At 60.0% G+C, this 18518-nt stretch carries 20 protein-coding genes and 2 pseudogenes; 11 read left to right on the top strand and 11 right to left on the bottom strand.

Annotation, left to right across the window (positions count from 1 at the left end):
- Positions 1-316: 316 nt before the first annotated feature.
- From YA0848_RS21150 to YA0848_RS21160, 3 genes are all read right to left on the bottom strand, one after another.
- Entirely contained in the window at positions 317-1576 is a 1260-nt protein-coding gene (locus YA0848_RS21150; protein WP_079868481.1) for a three-Cys-motif partner protein TcmP, read from the bottom strand.
- A 78-nt stretch (positions 1577-1654) separates the two neighbouring features.
- Positions 1655-2398, bottom strand: a complete 744-nt coding sequence (locus tag YA0848_RS21155; RefSeq protein WP_003111049.1) for a DUF5131 family protein — start codon at positions 2396-2398, stop codon at positions 1655-1657.
- Between the two features lie 29 nt (positions 2399-2427).
- On the bottom strand, positions 2428-3399 hold the full coding sequence (locus YA0848_RS21160; protein ID WP_232925151.1) for a site-specific integrase: 972 nt from the start codon (positions 3397-3399) through the stop codon (positions 2428-2430).
- Between the two features lie 180 nt (positions 3400-3579).
- Between YA0848_RS21160 and YA0848_RS21165 the strand changes: the two genes are divergently transcribed.
- Positions 3580-4581 carry a DNA-binding protein gene (locus YA0848_RS21165; RefSeq protein WP_003111051.1) on the top strand — a complete coding sequence of 334 codons (1002 nt, stop codon included), beginning with the start codon at positions 3580-3582 and terminating at the stop codon, positions 4579-4581.
- Positions 4582-4619: 38 nt separating this feature from the next.
- Positions 4620-4841: a BPSL0761 family protein gene (locus YA0848_RS21170; protein ID WP_010792965.1), complete on the top strand. Its 222-nt coding sequence runs from the start codon at positions 4620-4622 to the stop codon at positions 4839-4841.
- A gap of 326 nt (positions 4842-5167) precedes the next feature.
- Here the strand turns inward: YA0848_RS21170 and YA0848_RS21175 are convergent, their stop codons facing one another.
- The 4 genes from YA0848_RS21175 to merR all read right to left on the bottom strand — a co-directional run bounded on the left by YA0848_RS21175 (position 5168) and on the right by merR (position 9004).
- Positions 5168-6145: an ExeA family protein gene (locus tag YA0848_RS21175; RefSeq protein ID WP_023095636.1), complete on the bottom strand. Its 978-nt coding sequence runs from the start codon at positions 6143-6145 to the stop codon at positions 5168-5170.
- Entirely contained in the window at positions 6135-7772 is a 1638-nt protein-coding gene (locus tag YA0848_RS21180) for a DDE-type integrase/transposase/recombinase (protein WP_196637347.1), read from the bottom strand. The genes YA0848_RS21175 and YA0848_RS21180 overlap by 11 nt, the downstream gene beginning before the upstream one ends.
- A 4-nt stretch (positions 7773-7776) precedes the next feature.
- Positions 7777-8352, bottom strand: a complete 576-nt coding sequence (locus YA0848_RS21185) for a recombinase family protein (RefSeq protein WP_023095638.1) — start codon at positions 8350-8352, stop codon at positions 7777-7779.
- Between the two features lie 217 nt (positions 8353-8569).
- Positions 8570-9004: an Hg(II)-responsive transcriptional regulator gene (gene merR, locus YA0848_RS21190; RefSeq protein WP_000429838.1), complete on the bottom strand. Its 435-nt coding sequence runs from the start codon at positions 9002-9004 to the stop codon at positions 8570-8572.
- A gap of 71 nt (positions 9005-9075) precedes the next feature.
- On the opposite strand from merR, the gene merT reads away from it, so the two are divergent.
- The 6 genes from merT to merE are packed head-to-tail and all read left to right on the top strand — an operon-like array spanning position 9076 to position 12223.
- Positions 9076-9426 (top strand): mercuric ion transporter MerT, encoded by a 351-nt coding sequence (merT, locus tag YA0848_RS21195; protein ID WP_001294667.1) that lies wholly within the window; start codon positions 9076-9078, stop codon positions 9424-9426.
- Positions 9427-9441: 15 nt separating this feature from the next.
- Complete coding sequence (merP, locus tag YA0848_RS21200) at positions 9442-9717, top strand: mercury resistance system periplasmic binding protein MerP (RefSeq protein ID WP_000735441.1); 276 nt, start codon at positions 9442-9444, stop codon at positions 9715-9717.
- 2 nt (positions 9718-9719) lie between these two features.
- On the top strand, positions 9720-9965 hold the full coding sequence (merF, locus tag YA0848_RS21205; protein ID WP_000654684.1) for a mercury resistance system transport protein MerF: 246 nt from the start codon (positions 9720-9722) through the stop codon (positions 9963-9965).
- Positions 9962-11608 (top strand): mercury(II) reductase, encoded by a 1647-nt coding sequence (gene merA, locus YA0848_RS21210; RefSeq protein ID WP_000136268.1) that lies wholly within the window; start codon positions 9962-9964, stop codon positions 11606-11608. Before merF ends, merA begins: the two co-directional genes overlap by 4 nt.
- A gap of 16 nt (positions 11609-11624) precedes the next feature.
- On the top strand, positions 11625-11990 hold the full coding sequence (gene merD / locus YA0848_RS21215; protein WP_003465059.1) for a mercury resistance co-regulator MerD: 366 nt from the start codon (positions 11625-11627) through the stop codon (positions 11988-11990).
- Positions 11987-12223 (top strand): broad-spectrum mercury transporter MerE, encoded by a 237-nt coding sequence (merE, locus tag YA0848_RS21220; RefSeq protein WP_001087809.1) that lies wholly within the window; start codon positions 11987-11989, stop codon positions 12221-12223. Before merD ends, merE begins: the two co-directional genes overlap by 4 nt.
- 52 nt (positions 12224-12275) lie before the next feature.
- On the opposite strand, the gene YA0848_RS21225 is transcribed toward merE, so the two are convergent.
- Genes YA0848_RS21225 through YA0848_RS21240 form a run of 4 tightly spaced genes read right to left on the bottom strand, consistent with a single transcriptional unit; the run spans position 12276 to position 16233 of the window.
- A complete protein-coding gene (locus YA0848_RS21225) occupies positions 12276-12890 on the bottom strand; it encodes a recombinase family protein (protein WP_000904941.1) in 615 nt (204 codons plus the stop codon).
- Between the two features lie 60 nt (positions 12891-12950).
- Entirely contained in the window at positions 12951-14168 is a 1218-nt protein-coding gene (locus YA0848_RS21230; RefSeq protein ID WP_003465063.1) for a TniQ family protein, read from the bottom strand.
- Positions 14165-15073 (bottom strand): TniB family NTP-binding protein, encoded by a 909-nt coding sequence (locus YA0848_RS21235; protein WP_003465065.1) that lies wholly within the window; start codon positions 15071-15073, stop codon positions 14165-14167. Before YA0848_RS21235 ends, YA0848_RS21230 begins: the two co-directional genes overlap by 4 nt.
- A gap of 2 nt (positions 15074-15075) precedes the next feature.
- Positions 15076-16233, bottom strand: coding sequence for a transposase (locus tag YA0848_RS21240; RefSeq protein WP_442967207.1), 1158 nt, complete (start codon positions 16231-16233; stop codon positions 15076-15078).
- Between YA0848_RS21240 and YA0848_RS36700 the strand changes: the two genes are divergently transcribed.
- From YA0848_RS36700 to YA0848_RS36710, 3 genes and pseudogenes are all read left to right on the top strand, one after another.
- On the top strand, positions 16196-16612 hold the full coding sequence (locus tag YA0848_RS36700; protein WP_442967208.1) for a hypothetical protein: 417 nt from the start codon (positions 16196-16198) through the stop codon (positions 16610-16612). The genes YA0848_RS21240 and YA0848_RS36700 overlap by 38 nt on opposite strands.
- A 313-nt stretch (positions 16613-16925) precedes the next feature.
- A pseudogene (locus YA0848_RS36705) lies at positions 16926-17627 on the top strand (PAS domain-containing protein); the annotation flags it as partial.
- A gap of 351 nt (positions 17628-17978) precedes the next feature.
- A pseudogene (locus tag YA0848_RS36710) lies at positions 17979-18503 on the top strand (methyl-accepting chemotaxis protein); the annotation flags it as partial.
- Positions 18504-18518 lie beyond the last annotated feature (15 nt).

An 18518-nucleotide genomic window follows, 5' to 3' on the forward strand; every position in this document is an offset into this window, starting at 1 on the left:
ACCTATATTTTCTTTTTAAATCAAATACTTAATCGATAGTTAACTTCGGAGAGGGAGGTGCCAACTGGGCAGGTTTTAGTCAGCTCCGTGGCAAGTGACAATGATTTTCACTTGCACATCACGCACTATGCAGTTTTTGGGCTTGCCCGCTTGAAACTCCCTTCTTATCGCCGCACTCGTTGGAGCTTGCAATCAAGACTGGCAGCCAGGCCCAGAGAAGGGGCCAGGCCTTAACCGCAGTGGAGCGCTTGACCAGCGTTTCGGTCGACAAGGCCAGGATCAGATCTAACACTGTTGGCGGCAGCGGTGTTGATGGTCATGTGTCCCTGGACGTCTTCTTCTGTTGGGGAAAGAAGAAAAACGTCTTCTGCGGCGGCGCGATCAGGATATCGGTGGACTTGATGCTCGTGCCTTTGCGCCGCCTGCTCTTGCCTTCCTTGTCCACTGCCTGGATATCGCCGTTGGCCACCGCGACATCCAGGGCCAGCTTCACGCGACTTTCGTCTGCCATGGTGAAGTTGGTGAGCTCCGTCATGAGCTGGATGAAGGGACGACGCTCGACTTCGAATACCTGTTTGGGTAGCAGCTCGGACAGTTCCCCACGAATCCGGGTATCAGTCACTTGGTCGAACTGGTGTTCTCCTTCGCAGAGTAGGTCCGGCTGGCCGGTCACCCCCACATCCCGGTTAGCGTCGTAACCAAAGAAGCAGGACGGTGATAACAGGTGGGAGAAATTGTTGCCGTACTTCCAGTGTATGGCTTTCATCACGTCGTTGGCGCGGTAGCTGTTCGCCAGGTGGATGAACCAGTAGGCCATGGGGTTGGTGCCGTGTGGGCGAATGAAGAACACCGTCATGAACTGCGCGCCGCTTTCCTGCTTGATCCCGTCCGACAGATAGCGCTGGATCAGGTACTGCCAATCCTGGGAGCTATGTGCTTTTAAGTGCCGTAGCTGTTCCCAGGGGACATACTGTTCTAGACCGATACTGGCAATAGCCTTGCGGTTGGCGTGGCGGTCCGCTAGGTACGTGATTAGAAAGTCGACATTGAAGGTCAGCAGGACCTCAGCATTGCTGAGGTGCTGGAAGATCCATTTGATCTGGCCGAATGGCACGTCTCCGTAGCCGTACTGATCGAGCAGAAACAGAACGCGCTCGCTTTTTCCAAAGGCCTTGAGGCTTTGCGCAATGGCCGGAAGAGCTTTGGTGAACTCGGCGGTATGCAGGTGAATGTCCTGTCCAATGCGGGCCTGATGTCCGCGGCTGGCCAGGACGGCGTGCAAGCAAGCAGTATTCTTCGGCTTCACATCCACAAAGTGATGCTGCGAGCAGATCGGTCGATGCTTGATGCGCCCCACGTTGTTGCGCACTTCCGACTCCTGGATTGCTTCCAGGGCGATCACCGGGGAGCCGAAGTGGTGACCGCCTGCGCTGTCGTTATATATACCTCCACCGCTGAAGCCATCGACAATTGATAGGCCAAGCAGTGGCATTTGCTGATTCCGCATCAGGACATCGATGTAGGCCTGGATGTAGTCGTCGATGATCTGGTGCTTGATCTTGCTGTGTGGATCGATGGTGGGAAAGGTTTGGGTTGCCCAGTCCCAGCGGTACTTCTAGTCATCCTTGGCCATCGGGTCGTCCTTGTTTTGGTATCAGGCGAGGGTCAGCAGCGGAATTTCATCCCAGGTCTGGCCCTTCAGCAGCCGGCCATTAGCTTTCTTTGAACGCTTCACGCCATCGGAGCCCCAGCCGCCCCATTGTTTGAAAAAGAAAGCAGCGCCAAAGGCATCGCACTGGCGGTGGATGTTATCCACCCACTCCTGCTTCATTGGCCGGGCCTTGGCGCCGGACTCGCCGCCGACGATGACCCAATGGATGTCAGTCAGGTTCAGTTCACCCAAGTCTTCTAGTAAGGGTTCCGCGGAGAGGAAACGGATCGCGGCGTTGATGCCACGCAGGCAGTCGATTCTGGGCACGCCGTACTCCCGGTCCTCGACCGAGACCCCCAGCCAAGCGTTGGCCGGCGGTGTGCGCTGGCTGAAATAGTCGGCCAGGCGCTCGGCCCGCTTAGTGAGGATCTGGAAGGTGTGCTGTGAGGCCTGGTGGATAACCGCGAACACCTGGTCGATGTAGGTGTCCGGCACCTGCTCATGGAACAGGTCAGACATGGAATTGACAAAGTAGATGGTCGGCTTCTTGCGCTGCAGAGGCTCCTGCAGTTTCTCTGGGCGCAGGCTGAGGCGAAAGCCGTTCTCGTAGCCGGGCGTGCCCATGGCCTGCAAGCGACGCGCCATGTTCTCGGCATAGCAGTGTTTGCAGCCCGGCGACACCTTGGTGCAACCCACCACCGGGTTCCAGGTCATTTCCGTCCATTCGATGCTGGTCTGCGTACTCATTGCACCGTCACTCCTGTCGTGCGTCGATGTTAGTGAGAAGCTGGCACTTGAGTCAAAGTGCTGGCATTTAGTTCGAGAGCAGGCCTCGCAGCGAGGCCGCCAAAGGAGATGGCAGGGTCGATGTAGCGCATCGCCGATTTGATGTCCTTCCACCCCACGTAGGTCATTAACGCCTTAATGTCCCAGCCATTGGCCGTGGCCCAGGTGGCGAAGCCTCGACGCAATGAGTGGCTGGTATAAAGGTCAGCCTGGATCCCCGCACGCTGGAGTATCTGCCGCAGTAGGACGATCAGACTGCCAGGATTCAAGCCAGCCTCGTTCAAGTTGCCCCAACGGTCCAGCCGACGAAAAACCATCCCTCGAGCAATCCCTGCTGCACCGATCCAGTCGAGATAGGCCTGTACTGGGCAGAGGCACTTCAAGGCTGGTACGTAATGAGTCGTGCCGAGGTTGTCCCGGTCACCCTTGCTCCAAGGCAAAAACAGCGTCATGCCAGCACCGGCTTCGGCTTGAATGTGCTCCACCTGCAAGCGGCACAGTTCATCGCTACGAAAGCCTCGCCAGAAGCCGATTAGTAGCAATGCCGTATCCCGCCGACAGCGCAAATATCCCGCCAGGTCTTCGGCTTGAAACAGACACATAGCCTCCTGCTCCAACCACTCAACCGCATGCTCCAGATGCTGTAATTGCAGCGGCGCGGCCTGCTTTGTCTGGCTCGGGTGCAGGGTGCGAATTCCCTTCAGTACCTGGTGTACGGTCGGGGTCTTGGTGGGATCGGGGAAGCCGTGCCTGATATGCCACTGCGCGAGGGCGGCGAGGCGCTGCTTTAGCGTGTTGAGGCTCAGCGTGTCGGCGTAGTCCACCAGGTAACGCACGATGGAGTCACTCGTGGCCGGCAAGAAGCCGCCCCAGGTCACCTCGAAATGTTCGACGGCCGACTGGTAGCTACGCCGGGTGTTTTCCCGCGTGCCGGCTTGCAGGTAGCGCTCGACGTCCTTCATCGCCCGTGCGTGCCCTTTGTGTACTGGGAAACGACCGCGAAGCAGCCGTTTTTGCCAATCATATTGAATAATCATCGGTTATTTTATCTGAAACAAGCCTTCAAATCCTGCTTTACTTCATGACAATTTAGTATGTAAATACATGGTATGTAATCCATTATGAAATCGTAGGAGCAGACCATGGCCCGCGGCGGCATCAACAAGGCGCTGGTTCAGAAAGCCCGCCAGGCCATCCTGGCGCGGGGTGAGAATCCCAGCATCGACGCAATACGGGTCGAGCTGGGCAATACCGGCTCGAAAACCACCATCCATCGCTACCTGAAAGAACTCGAAGACGCCGACCGCGGCCGGAACGCGGCCGCATTGCCGCTCAGCGAGCAGCTGGCCAACCTGGTGGCCCAGTTGGCGGATCAGCTCAAGGAGGAAGCGCAGGCCGACGTGGCCCAGGAGCGCGAGCAACTGGCACGGGAACGACTCGATTACCAGAACCAGATTCGGCAGGCCGAAAGCCGTATCCAGCAGCTGGAAGGTCAGTGCGCTGGGCTCACGGAGCAGTTCCAGGCTGCCCAGCAAGCACTGCTGCAGGAACAACAGCTGCGCCAACAGGCCGAGGTCGAGAATGCCCGCCTGCAGCAAGCCAACCACGACCAGGAAGCGCGCCTGCAAGACCGCGACGGGCAGATTCGCTCGCTGGAGGACAAGCATCAGCATGCCCGTGATGCCCTGGAGCACTATCGCCAGGCCAGCAAGGAGCAGCGTGAGCAAGAGCAGCGCCGGCACGAGTCGCAGGTACAACAACTGCAACTGGAACTGCGACAGCTACAGCAGACCCTGATCGTCAAGCAGGACGAGCTGACCCACCTGAACCGCGACAATGCGCGCCTGCTTGCCGAGGCGCGGCAGCAGCAGAAGGATCAGCATGCGCAGCAGAAGCTACTGACGCAGAAGGCTCAGGCTCTGGAGGTCGCCCAGAACACGCTGACCAGCATTGAACGTACGAATGAAGCCCTGGAGCAGCGCTGCCACGCTCTGCAGGATGAGGTGACCCGGCTTGGTGAAGCCTCCTCGATTCAGGCACAGCAAACCCAGAGCCTGCAGGAGCGTCTGGCTAAAGCCACCGCGCAACTGAAATTGCTCGGGCAGGCACCGCCCACGAGCAGCGGTGGCGCAAGTAGCTCATGATCCGGCACACTGAGGTCAGAAGCGGAGTGGAGGTTCAGATGACGCTACCCTACGAACGTACCCGCTCGGTGGTGCAGGCCCAGGAGTTTCTCGTCGAGCTCTCTCGTGACACCACCTTGTCGGAGTCCATCCGCAATGAGGCTCGGCGGCTGCTGTGTCACTACCCGAGCAAGGGCGACATGCTGCAGGCCGGCCGGAATGAGGAGCAAGCGGCGGGTTCGATTTTCGAGCCTGTCTTCAGCTCTTCGATTGAAGACTGAACGGCTACCACTCCTGATATCTGCGCTCAGGCTCAGCCATCGCCCCAGAATTCGTCACGCCGCACCAAGCCGAACTCATCCTTCGTGGAATCAGGCTCCTCGTCGAACATGGCGTTGACCATGCGCTCGCGACGTAGGCCGCTTAGTTGTAGCGACCTGCAATTGAACAGGTCCCGACCTGCAATCAGTGCCGTTTCCGACCGAGATTATTTGCGACTATCCCGCCCCGCAAACCAGGATTAAGTGCGAATGAGCCTGCAATGATCTGCACCAACCTGCAAACCATCGCGGCCAACCAGGATTATCTGCGACTGAAACGGGACGGGTCACACGGGAAGCCCGGCCGATTGCATCTTCTCCCGAAGCTCAGCCGCTCGTGCCGGATCTAACGTATTGCTGAACAACGCACGAACCTCGGCAGGTTTGGCATCGAACTGCTCTGCCAGGCTTTTCGCGTTGTAGCCGTGGCGTGTGAGCGTGGGTTCCAAGTCATCCAGTTGCCGAGAGAGTACGGACTGGACGAGCTCTGCCGAAATAGGCTTTTCGCCGGTCTGGTAACCGGCCTCCAGAGCCAGTCCAAGATGTAACTGGATCTGCAGGGGCGTGCGCAACCGGCTGGCCAGTAGGTCGAGGGCTTCTTCGGTTACGATTTCTTCAGCCCTGGCACGTCCTTCTGTGCAGGTGTCCAACAACCAATGAAGATACTCACGCTGACTCCCGGCAATGCCGTCGAGCGAGAAAATGTCGGTGCGGTAGCCAATCTCTTCCATCGTGGGACGACGTAGATCGTTACGCAGCTTGGGATGGCCGGCCAGAACAATGGACAAACGTCGCCGGCCACTGTCGTCTTCGACCAGTTCGAGCAGTCGCTTCAGACCGGTCAGGGTATGGCCATTGAGGTCATGGGCTTCATCAACGAACAGGGCCACGGGGCGCTTGCTCTTCTTCACCAGCTCGTACAGTTCGCGATCCCGTTTTTCGATCTGGGTGGGAATGCGTACCTGTTTCTGGGTGGAAAGGTCATAGAAGAGCGCGGCGATGAAGGTGGCCAGCTTGATGTTGTGCTTCTCGATGGCCATCGATCTGGACACCGTGACTTTCTTTTCCTCCTCCAGCAGTTGCTGCAAGCGGCGCAGCATCACCGTCTTGCCGCTGCCGATTACGCCACACAGGGCGATCAGGCGGCCTTCGAAGATGGCGCCGCGGATGTCCCTCATCAACTGCTGATGATGGGCGGTTTCGAAATAGCCCGCCTGATTCAAGGGGGTGCTCAGCCCGTAGTGCTGCATCACTTCAGCTCGCATGCTCTTCTCCTGGTTTCCGGTGACGGAAATAGTCCCGTACGCGCTCCAGTACCACCCGCCGCGCCAGGGTCTCGCTCAGCACCTGGTCGATGTAGGCGCGGTCATCCATTGAAAGCTTGGCCAGCGGCATTGCCAGTTCCTCGGCGATAGCCAGCTTGGCCGCAATGCTGCTGGGGAATCGGGATTCCTGGGGCTCGAAATCGAAGGGCCGGATGGGGAGCGTCGAGGTGGCAGAACTGGGCTCTAGTCGTACATCCTCCCCGGAAAGCGCCGCGATCGGCAGCCCCAACTGGTCCGCGAGGGTACGGATACGAGCTGAACGCTCGTCTGCCTTGCTGCGCTTGAAAGCCCGGTAGCGGTGCAATGGAATGGGTCCGGACACCGGGTAGTAAGGACCGAACCGCTCGCCATCGAATTCGGCATGAAGCTCATCGTCGAACAGCCCCCAGAGCAGCACGACGTAGTCGCCGGCCATCTCGGGCTCCAGCTCGTACGCGGTACCGTCGATGGTGATCCGAGCATCAGGCCCGACCTTGCGCCGCTCGGGCTCCCGAGCAAAGCGGCAGAACTGGTCCCATGAGCACATTTCACGGATTCCCTCTGTTGGCACATGGGCGATCCAGTCCTCGATCCGTGAATGGGGCTCGGCACGATGCGCCTGCTGGTTGTAGGTGCGCACCAGGTAGCGCAACAGCCACTCGTTGGCTTGGGCTTCGGTTTCCGGCTTGTGGAAGTGGTACAGGGTCTCGTGGGCTTCCTTCACGGTGCGAAAGGGCCGCTCGACCTTGCCTTTCGAGCGGGCCGTGGTGCGCGTTCCATCCTTGCCGGCAGGGATGTGTGTCTGCCACTCGATGCCCAGCGCCCGCATGACGTTCTGGAAAACGCGGCGCTTGGCCACCGGACCATTGTCCAGATAGATCAGCTTGGGCCGGCCCTGAAAGGGAAAGCTCGGGTCCGCTTTCGGCGCCATCGCATTGAACAGAAAACGAAGCGCCGTCTCCGCATCCTCACCATAGACGCAGTGGTATTCCTGGTAGGCCACGCCACTGCGGTCATCCACCACGCTGAACAGCATCAGGGTGGGTTCGCCCTTGGCGGGATCGATCCAGCGCGGCTGCTCGATATGCTTGAGGTCGGAGGGCGACATGTCGAACTGCCAACAATCGTTGCTGTGATCGGCCTGGAACCGTACTGCTACAGGCTGTCTCAGTAGTTGGGATTGGCCAATCCTCCAACGATTGAGGTACTCATTGACGGTACTTCGGGTCAATACTCCGCAGGGGACTTTTACGAGCCCTTGCCCGGTCTCTACACCGTACTCTTCCAGCAGTTCAATGGCGCGGCGTGTAGATAGATGCCGCCCCTGCTTGTTGGTGGTGCGCAGCTTCAACGCCGCAATCAGTTCGCAGTAGCGCTCCAGTTCCGCCTGGGGCAGGACGCGAGGCTTGCCCTGGTCGGAGCGGTGGGCTGCCCGAGGTCTGTGCAGGAGAGCCAGGGCACGATAGACCGTACTGGAGGAAACGCCGTACAGTTCAGCTACAAGGGCCACCTGACGGGCCCGCTCCGGGCTCTTCTTCGGCAAGTGATCCAGGCGCTGCCGCAGTTGCAGCAGCGAATCGATCGGAATGGCCTTACGCCTGCTGGCGGGCATTCCGTTCCGCCTCGGTGATGTAGTTGTAGAGCGTCGAGCGGCCGATTCCCATCATCCGGCAGATCTCCACCACGGTGTATTGGCGCTCGTGATAGAGCTTCAGGGCGACTTTGCGTTTGGCGGGATCCAGGCGCTTTTTGCGGCCGCCCAGCCGACCGCGAGCACGTGCTGCAGATAGTCCCGCATGGGTGCGTTCACGGATCAGGTTGCGCTCGAACTCGGCCAGCGCGGCAAAGAGGTGGAAAACCAAACGCCCTCCGGTGGATGTGGTGTCGATGTTCTCCTGCAGGCTCTTCAGACCCACGCCGGCATCCTCCAATTGCTCGACCAGGTAGATCAGGTCCTTGATCGAGCGGCCAAGCCGGTCCAGCCGCCAGACCACCACCGTGTCGCCCCGCCGTAGATTGGCGAGAAGCGCGGCCAGGCCGACCCGATCGGCCTTGGCGCCGCTGGCAGTGTCTTCGAACACTCGCTCGCACCCCGCCTTGGCCATCGCATCGCGTTGCAGGTCCAGCAGTTGATCGTCGGTGGAGATGCGTACGTACCCAATCAGCATGATTTCGTCCAGAAACTCGCGAAAGGGTCAGCGTAGGTGAATTTTGAAAGTGGGAGCTCGTTATTGGACCAAAGGTATGCGGTTTCCGGGGCCGACCGATGTCACTTTCAGAAGGCGACAGCACGAAATATCAAAAGTCGACCGCACGGTCTTTTCTGACGTTGGAGTCGCCTCAGAAAACGGAAAATAAAGCACGCTAAGGCGTAGTTCCCTCGGGCTACACCGCGTCCGCACTGCGCGGTTCTTTCTTCCCTTGCAGTGACGCAATCAGCGGGCAGGAAACGTTCCCCTTCCGCGCATGGCAGGCGCACACCAAATCAGACAGCACGGCCTCCATGCGCGCCAGGTCAGCCATCCTCTCGCGCACGTCCTTGAGCTTGTGCTCGGCCAGGCTGCTGGCTTCCTCGCAATGGGTGCCATCCTCCAGCCGCAGCAGCTCGGCGATCTCATCCAGGCTGAAGCCCAACCGCTGGGCTGATTTCACGAAGCGCACCCGCGTTACATCCGTCTCGCCATAGCGGCGAATGCTGCCGTAAGGCTTGTCCGGTTCCGGGAGCAAGCCCTTGCGCTGATAGAACCGGATGGTCTCCACATTGACCCCGGCCGTCCTGGCGAAAACGCCAATGGTCAGGTTCTCCAAATTGTTTTCCATATCGCTTGACTCCGTACATAACTACGGAAGTAAGCTTAAGCTATCCAATTCAGATTCGAAAGGACAAACGTATGTCTGAACCTCAAAACGGGCGCGGCGCGCTCTTCACTGGCGGGCTGGCCGCCATCCTCGCCTCGGCTTGCTGCCTCGGGCCGCTGGTTCTGATCGCCTTGGGGTTCAGCGGCGCTTGGATCGGCAACTTGACGGTGTTGGAACCCTATCGCCCCATCTTTATCGGCGTGGCGCTGGTGGCGTTGTTCTTCGCCTGGCGGCGCATCTACCGGCCGTCAGCCGCCTGCAAACCGGGTGAGGTTTGCGCGATTCCCCAAGTGCGAGCTACTTACAAGCTCATTTTCTGGGGCGTGGCCGTGCTGGTTTTGGTCGCGCTCGGATTTCCCTACGTCGTGCCATTTTTCTATTGATCACAGGAGTTCACCATGAAAAAGCTGCTTTCCGCCCTTGCCCTCGCTGCCGTTGTTGCCCCCGTGTGGGCCGCCACCCAGACCGTTACGCTGTCCGTACCGGGCATGACCTGCTCGGCCTGTCCGATCACTGTCAAGAAGGCGATTTCCAAGGTCGATGGCGTCAGTAAAGTTGACGTGACCTTCGAGACGCGCGAAGCGGTGGTCACCTTCGATGATGCCAAGACCAGCGTGCAGAAACTGACCAAGGCTACCGAGGATGCGGGCTACCCATCATCAGTCAAGAACTGATCATGAAAGACCCGAAGACACTGCTGCGGGTCAGCATCATTGGCACAACCCTCGTGGCGCTGTGTTGCTTCACCCCTGTTCTGGTCATTTTGCTCGGTGTGGTCGGCTTGTCCGCGCTGACCGGCTATCTGGACTATGTGCTGCTGCCTGCGCTGGCGATTTTCATCGGCTTGACCATCTACGCCATCCAACGAAAACGCCAAGCCGATGCCTGCTGCACCCCGAAATTCAATGGAGTAAAAAAATGACCGAAATCACCGTGAATGGCATGACCTGCACATCCTGCGCCACCCATGTCAAAGATGCTTTGGAAAAGATTCCCGGCGTGAATGCCGCTGTGGTGTCCTATCCAGAAAGCCGCGCGCAAGTCATGGCAGACACCGCCGTGAGCCACAACCAACTGCTGGCCGCCATCGCCGCATTGGGTTATCAAGGCTCGATCCGGGTTGGTGATTTCAAAGATGAACCAAAAATCCGTGATGCACTTGAGGGCGCCGGTTTGCATATCGCCATCATTGGCAGCGGCGGGGCCGCGATGGCGGCGGCGCTGAAGGCCGTCGAGCAAGGCGCGACGGTCACGCTGATCGAACGCGGCACCATCGGCGGCACCTGCGTCAATATCGGCTGTGTGCCGTCCAAGATCATGATCCGCGCTGCCCATATTGCCCATCTGCGCCGGGAAAGTCCGTTCGACGGCGGTATTGCGGCAACTGTGCCTGCGATTGACCGCAGCAAACTGCTGGCCCAGCAGCAGGCCCGTGTCGATGAACTGCGGCACGCCAAATACGAAGGCATCCTGGACGGCAATCCAGCCATCACCGTTTTGCACGGTGAAGCGCGTTTCAAGGACGACCAGAGCCTGGTCGTCCGTTTGAACGAGGGTGGCGAGCGCGAGGTAACGTTCGACCGCTGCCTGGTCGCCACCGGTGCCAGTCCGGCCGTGCCGCCGATTCCGGGCCTGAAAGAGTCACCCTACTGGACTTCCACCGAAGCGCTTGTCAGCGACACCATTCCCGCACGCCTGGCCGTGATCGGTTCGTCGGTGGTGGCGTTGGAACTGGCGCAAGCCTTTGCCCGGCTCGGCAGCCAGGTCACGATCCTGGCACGCAGCACCTTGTTCTTCCGGGAAGACCCGGCCATCGGCGAGGCCGTGACAGCCGCTTTCCGCGCCGAGGGCATCGAGGTGCTGGAGCACACGCAAGCCAGCCAGGTCGCCCATGTGAACGGCGAATTCGTGCTGACCACCGGACACGGTGAATTGCGCGCTGACAAGTTGCTGGTTGCCACCGGTCGGGCACCGAATACGCGCAGCCTCGCGCTGGACGCGGCGGGGGTCACTGTCAATGCGCAAGGGGCCATCGTTATCGACCAAGGCATGCGCACGAGCAACCCGAACATCTACGCGGCCGGCGACTGCACCGACCAGCCGCAGTTCGTCTACGTGGCAGCGGCCGCCGGCACCCGTGCCGCGATCAACATGACCGGCGGCGACGCAGCCCTCAATCTGACCGCGATGCCGGCAGTGGTGTTCACCGACCCGCAAGTCGCCACCGTGGGCTACAGCGAGGCGGAAGCGCACCACGATGGCATCGAGACCGACAGTCGCACGCTGACACTCGACAACGTTCCGCGAGCGCTTGCCAACTTCGACACACGCGGCTTCATCAAGCTGGTCATCGAGGAAGGTAGCGGACGGCTCATCGGCGTGCAGGCGGTGGCCCCGGAAGCGGGCGAACTGATCCAGACGGCGGTGCTCGCCATCCGCAACCGCATGACGGTGCAGGAACTGGCCGACCAGTTGTTCCCCTACCTGACAATGGTCGAGGGGTTGAAGCTTGCGGCGCAGACCTTCAACAAGGACGTGAAGCAGCTTTCCTGCTGCGCTGGATAAAAAAAGGAGGTTTTCAATGAGCGCCTACACCGTGTCCCGGCTGGCCCTTGATGCCGGGGTGAGCGTGCATATCGTGCGCGACTACCTGCTGCGCGGATTGCTGCGTCCGGTGGCGTGCACCCCGGGCGGCTATGGCCTGTTCGATGATGCCGCCTTGCAACGGCTGTGCTTCGTGCGGGCGGCCTTCGAGGCGGGCATCGGCCTGGACGCGCTGGCGCGGCTGTGCCGGGCGCTGGATGCTGCGGACGGCGATGAAGCGGCCGCGCAGCTTGCCGTTCTGCGCCAGTTCGTCGAGCGTCGGCGCGAAGCGTTGGCCGATCTGGAGGTGCAGTTGGCCACCATGCCGACCGAGCCGGCACAGCACGCGGAGAGTCTGCCATGAACAGCCCCGAGCGCTTGCCGTCCGAGACGCACAAACCGATCACCGGCTACCTGTGGGGCGCGCTGGCCGTGCTCACCTGTCCCTGCCATTTGCCGATTCTCGCCATTGTGCTGGCCGGCACGACGGCCGGCGCGTTCATCGGAGAGTACTGGGGTATCGCAGCCCTCACGCTGACCGGTTTGTTCGTCCTGTCTGTGACACGACTGCTGCGGGCCTTCAAAGATCGATCATGAGCGCTTCCCATTGAGACAAACCACGCTGTCGCTACGTTGCCTCATGCCGGCATCAAATTCGGCTGAGTAGCTTCTCGCCATCTGGACGTAGCTCACCCTTGGGTGAAACATGCCGATACAGGGTCTGCCGCGTGACGCCAAGTTCCTGGCACAGGTCGCCGACCTTGGTCTCTGGCTGACCCATTGCCGCCATCGCCAGCCGCAGCTTGGCGGCGGTCATCTTGAACGGCCGGCCGCCTTTCCGCCCGCGCGCGCGGGCCGAGGCTAGGCCGGCAATCGTGCGCTCCGCGATCAACTCGCGCTCGAACTCGGCCAGGGCGGCGAAGATGCCAAAGACCAGCTTGCCGGCGGCGGTCGTGGTGTCGATGGCCGCGCCGTGCCCGGTTAATACCTTCAAGCCGATGCCGCGCCCAGTCAGGTCGTGCACGGTGTTGATGAGATGTCGCAGGTCGCGTCCGAGCCGATCCAGTTTCCACACGACCAGTGTGTCGCCAGTTCGCAACGCCTTCAGGCAGCTCGTCAAGCCGGGCCGATCCTCGCGCATGCCGGATGCCTGGTCCTCGTAAAGATGTACTGGATCGACCCCGGCGGCAATCAGCGCGTCGCGCTGCAAATCGGTAGCCTGGGAGCCGTCCGCCTTCGATACCCGCATGTAGCCTATCAGCATGTCGTACCTGTCACATATACGTTCGATTATGTGACAGTGTGAGCCAGAAAGTTCTCGCCGTCAAAAACTGTCACTTAACCCGTCATTTAGTCTAAGACCTGCAAACGGCCATTCAGGCTCGTAATGTGACAAAAACTCCGGCGGGATGCCCTCCTTGGTGAACGTGGCGCGCAAACGTTCCAGGGATTCGGGGTCGCGTCGCCCGTAGGACGCCAGTGTGAACAGCAAGCGGGCCGTCTCCGGGTTGTGTCGCGCTTCAATGATGGCCTCATCGATGGCCTGGGCTGCTCGTTGCCAGTGGTTGATGGGTTCCGGCTTCGGCACCTTCGCCGGCAGGCCGTTGGTGAAACCAGTGTGCGGCTCCGTCTGAAACAGCGCGGCCTGTTCCCCGCGCGGGATCAGCGCCTTTGACTCGATCAGCGTGATGGCGGTGGCCGCCGCCTCCAGCATCTGCCACTGCACCGCCGGGGCCAGAATCTCGTAGGGACGCCACAGACTCTGCCCGGCGCGCAGCGGATGGCCGCAGCGCTCCCAGACATGGCGGATGCTCGCCGAGCAACTGCCGCAGTGCGAGAGCGGCGTGTTCAGCTCATCAAGCAGGGTGCGCAGCAGCCGGAACCACAAGCCGGCGTGGACACGCCGACGCGGCAGCTCCACAAAACCCGTCGTCAGCGCCTGCCAGGTGCGCCGGTCCATGCAGGCGATTGCGTCATCGGCAGGGCGCGGCGCAGCATCGGCGATTTCCCACTGAAGATACCGGCCGGGCATGCCCCAGTAGGACTCCAGCCAGCAGCCATGCTGCGGGCAGCTCAGCATCAAGGGGAGCTGCCAGACGAGTAGCACAGCTTGATTCGTTGGATCGTTCAGACACTGCGGACACGCCCGGCGAATCGTCTGGCTCGGTAGCCAGGCACGCCAGCGAGTGATGGACCGCACCTTGCGGGTGCGCTTGGGCAGGAGCACCGCGCATTGGAATGTATAGGTTTCCAAGGCTGCTGGTACCGAATCGTCGAGACTGTCGAGCAGCCACGGCACCCAGCCTGCAAGACTCATGCTGCGCAACCGCTCCAGCTCGACGCCACTGCGCTGGCAGAGCGCCGTCAGCAACGACAAGGATGGTGCGGTATCCAGGTCATCAAGTTGGCTGTGACCAAGATCGTGGGCCAGCAGCTCGTGCACGTCCATCTGGTAGCAGGCGGCGACCCGGTTGAGCCATGAGGACAGGGCTTCGCCTTCCTTGGGTGCCGGATGCAGCGGCCAGCGCGGCGCGGACTTCACATCAGTTCCCGCTCGAACTGTCGCCGCCGCTCACTGGGGCCGATGTAGTCGGCCATGCTGAGCGTGCGGTGGTTGATCGCTTCCTCGCCACTCTCCACGGCGGCGACGGCCGCCGCCACCAGCAGATGTGCAAGCTCGCCGATGGTGCCTTCGCTCCGGGTGAGCAGGTAGCGGGCCATGTCCAGCGTGGCAATCGGGGATGGCCGCCGTAGCGGGAGTGACGCCGCGAAGCTGGCCAGCAGCGAGCAGCAGTCCTCATTGGCCTCCCACGGCGGCAGCAGCATCGGCTCGAAGCGGTTTTCCAACTGATCGTCCGAACGGATGGCCAGGTACGCCTCGCGCGTGCCGACCCCGACCAGGGGGATACGCAGCTCGTTGCCGAGGAAGCGCAGCAGGTTGAGGAACTCGCGCCGGTTAACGCTGTTGCCAGCCAGTACATTGTGCAGTTCGTCGATCACCAGCATGCGCACGCCGACCTTGCGCAGCAGGGCCAGCGCCAGTTGCTCCATTTCCGGCAGCCGTGGGCGCGGGCGCAGCGGCGCGCCCATCGCAGCCAGCAGCGCGACATAGAAGCGGATCACCGATGGCTCTGACGGCATCTGCACGACCAGCACCGGGATATGTTCTTGGTCAGCGTCGGTGCCGACCGGGTGCGCCCGCCGGAATTTCTCGACGATCATCGACTTGCCGTTGTTGGTGGGGCCGACCAGCAGCAGGTTTGGCATGCGTTGCTTGTTCGGCCACGCATACAGAGTTTCCAGCCGGTTCAGCGCCTCGACCGCGCGCGGGTAGCCGATCCAGCGGTCGGCGCGAATGCGCTGGATGCGCTCGTCTGCCGGCAGCCTGGCCAAACCCTGTGCCGCTGGCAGCAGGTGGGACAGGTCAATGACGGGATATTCGTCCACGGCTACCACTCCTCGATCTGATCGAACGGTTTGGCCGGCGGCAGGTTGTCTGCCTGCGGGTCAGCCATGTCCACATCCGGCGGTATGGGCTTGGCCGGTGGCTCCGACGTCTTGAGGTGCTGGCGGCGATCAGCGTCGCGCCGCGCCTTGCGCGTGGCCTTCTGGGCGGTGGTCACGATCTCGCGCATCTGCCCGATCATGCGGAACAGCGCCGACTCGTCCACCTGCTCGCGCCCGAGCTGACGCAATTTGGCCAGCGCCTGGCGTTGTTCCCAGAGGGTGACGGCCGGATGGGACAAGGTGCGGTAGTGGATCTCCAGATAGTGCTGACCTTCCGGTTCCAGTACCCAGATGCGGCTGATGTCGCGCGGATCGCGCCGGATCAGGAAGGCGGGCAAGCGCTCGCGCCGGGCAATCCACGGCTTGAGGGCGTCGGCGTAGTAGTGGATGTGGTCGATGACAAAGCCGGTGCGGGTCAGGGTGCGGCGGATCACCGGCAGGAAATCGACCAAAAACGCGGTGGGGCGGGTAACGACGGCCGGGACGCCAACGCGCTCCACGGCCTCGGCCCAGCGCGCGGCCGGCGGCTGGAGCAGGCCGTTGTGCACGGAGCCGTGATAGGTGCCTACCGCCAACGCGAGCCAGCGCTCCAGCTCGCGCAGCGTCAGGGTGGCCATCTTCTCGGAATCGTACTCGCCGCGCTGGCCGGGATTGGAGAAGGTCGTCCCCGGTAATTCGTCGTGGATCATCTGCATCGCCGTGCCGATGATCCGTTCCACGATGCCGCCGTAGTGCGGCTGGCCTGGTGGGCGATAGTCCAGCCGGATGCCATGCTGTTCGCAGCCACGGCGCAGCGCTTCGCTTTTGAACTCGGCCGCGTTGTCCAGATAGAGCAGCCTGGGCTTGCCGCTCATCGGCCAGTCCATTTCCACATTCAGCCCTTCCAGCCAGGGCCGCTTGTCGCAGGCGGCATGCGCGAGGCATAGGCCGACCGAGACGGCGGACGGCGCTTCCAGCGTGACCACCATGCCGAGTACGCAGCGCGTGAACACGTCGATGGCGAGGGTCAAATATGGGCGGCCAATCGGTTGCCGGTCGCGCTCGTCGACCACGATCAGGTCGATGACGGTGTGGTCGATCTGCACCTGTTCCAGCGGCATGGTGACTTCTGGCGGAATGCCACCCGCCGCGGTGGAACGCCGCCAGGCTGCGTTTCTGCTTGGTCAGGAAGCGCTTTTGCAGCAGCTCGCGGATGATGCGCTCGACCGGTTCCGGCAAGCGCCCCTTGCCTTTGCCGCCGCCGGATCGGCCGGGCGTCAGGTCTGTTACCAGGCCAGTACCCTGCCGGGCGCGACGGATCAGGACATATACCTGTCGCCGGGACAGGCCCAGCGCTTGGGCTGCCTCATCGGCGGCTTCATGCCCGACCACCTCAAGCGCTGCCAGTGGCCCGATGATTTCCGTCCGGTGCCGGGCTTGCGCCCATGCCTCGTCGGGCAGGGTGGCCACGCCTTGCGCGGCAATCGGTGGAGTGTCTGATGTCATGCCCAAACCTCGCTTTGGTGCACACGAGTATTGAGCATAGTCGAGATTGGTGCAGACGACTCCTGATATTGGGCTGTCAGGAGCCGTATGCACACCAGGCGTTACATCCAGTCAGATGGTGCGGTCGTCTTCTGAAAACGACAGCCTTGCCTGACATCCAGTTAGGGTATAGCCTAGATTGACATGCGCGATGCAACCCTTAACTTGCTTGCACCTATCGTTTCCATGCTAGCTTTATCGTAACGCTAAAGAAATTGGGCTTAATGTCGAACACAATAAAATAAAACAGCCAACCCTTGAGGCTCTTATGCGCCAGAATTTACCAGTGACGGGTCGAAACTTAGAACTCCCAAAAGATGCCAATATTCTTTCGACTACCTCCCCTCAAAGCCATATCACGTACGTTAATCCTGACTTCATTAAAATCAGTGGTTTCACTGAGGAAGAACTATTAGGCCAGCCTCACAACATCGTAAGACACCCAGATATGCCGCCTGCTGCATTTGAGCATATGTGGAGTACATTAAAATCTGGCCGCTCATGGATGGGGCTAGTAAAAAATCGCTGTAAAAATGGCGACCACTATTGGGTAAGTGCTTATGTAACGCCAATAGCTAAGAATGGTTCGATTGTTGAATACCAGTCTGTAAGGACCAAGCCTGAACCTGAGCAGGTTTTGGCTGCGGAAAAATTATATGCTCAATTGAGAAGCGGGAAGGCCGCGAGGCCGAAATGGGCTGCTAGCTTTTCCGTGAAAATACTCTTGCTCATATGGGGTAGTATTATATCAAGCGCAATGGCTGCCGGCATGCTTACTGATACATCAATAAGCAGCTTATTGTTAGCTACTTTAATGTCAGGAAGCTTAAGCTCTGTTAGTGTTTTGGCTATTCTCTCTCCTCTTGGAAGACTGGTTGAAAGAGCCAGGAATATTTCCAATAACCCATTAAGTCAATCCCTCTACACTGGGCGCACCGATGAGTTTGGCCAAATAGAGTTTGCTTTACGAATGATGCAAGCTGAAACAGGCGCCGTAGTAGGTCGCATAGGTGATGCATCAAATCGGCTTAGCGAACACACCCAAAGCCTACTAAAGGATATTGAGTCAAGCAATGTACTTACAGTTGAGCAGCAGGCAGAGACAGATCAAATAGCAACGGCAGTAAACCAAATGGCGGCAAGCATTCAAGAGGTTGCGAGCAATGCACAGCATGCTGCAGATGCGGCCGGAAGAGCAGACACTGAGACGGCATCTGGCCAGCGTCTGGTAGCCCACACAAGCCAGTCAATCATTGCCCTTGAAGGTGAAATTAGGCAAGCCGCTCAGGTTATTCATGAGCTTGAAGGTCAAAGTAACGAGATATCAAAAGTTCTTGACGTTATACGAGGGATCGCCGAGCAAACGAATTTGTTGGCACTCAACGCAGCAATTGAGGCCGCGCGTGCTGGTGAGCAGGGGCGTGGTTTTGCTGTTGTCGCCGATGAGGTTCGCAGTCTTGCTGCTCGCACCCAGCAATCGACAACGGATATTCAAAGCATGATCAGCGCTCTACAAGAGCGAGCGCAATCCGCTGTTACAGTCATGGAGCAAAGTAGTCGGCAAGCGCACACGAGTGTAGCTCACGCAGAGGAAGCAGCTACAGCTCTTGATGGAATTGGCCAACGTGTTAACGAAATTACCGACATGAACGCGCAAATAGCGACTGCGGTCGAGCAGCAGGGAGCAGTAAGTGAAGACATCAACCGCAGTATTAACAATATACGCGATGCTGCTGATACCAATGTACAGACCGGGCAGAATAATTTGCAAAGTGCGAAATCTGTCGCTCAGTTAACTAGCGCTCTGAGCGAACTGGCAAAACAGTTTTGGGAAAAACGAGGATAACGCTTTTCAGTATCT

Source organism: Pseudomonas sp. S4_EA_1b, assembly GCF_016307435.1.
Taxonomy (GTDB): Bacteria; Pseudomonadota; Gammaproteobacteria; order Pseudomonadales; family Pseudomonadaceae; genus Aquipseudomonas; species Aquipseudomonas rhodesiae.